Here is a 339-nt window from a genome sequence, read left to right as displayed (position 1 = left end):
TAATAATTCATGTAATGCGTTATACGTCGAAAAAACGAAGTTTGGTTGAAGACTTCGCTTTTGTTTGTATATGGCATAAACAGTTTCTATACCCTTAATAGTACATGAGGCATGGCGAAGACTTTGAAAGCCTAAGGACCGGGAAAATCGACGTTTCACATGTCGATGTTCTTACTCAATGAGATTATTGAGATATTTTGTTGTACGATGAAAGGTATTTTTGTAAAAATCTATCCTCTGTAATTTTTTAAATGCGCAAATTGGTTCTGTTGCAAAGTTTGAAAAAAGCATAAACAGGTTGGTAAATGAGGAACAATGTTTAGGAAGTTGCTAGTAATT

At 33.6% G+C, this 339-nt stretch carries 1 pseudogene; it reads right to left on the bottom strand.

The window, feature by feature from the left end:
* Positions 1-261 (bottom strand): annotated as a pseudogene (locus JDS96_RS32730) (DDE-type integrase/transposase/recombinase); the annotation flags it as partial.
* Between the last annotated feature and the right edge of the window lie 78 nt (positions 262-339).

This window comes from Bacillus cereus group sp. N21, from assembly GCF_016483395.1.
Classification (GTDB): Bacteria; Bacillota; Bacilli; order Bacillales; family Bacillaceae_G; genus Bacillus_A; species Bacillus_A pseudomycoides.
Note: the sequence above shows the minus strand (reverse complement) of the source record. Positions and strands in the feature narration are given on the sequence as shown.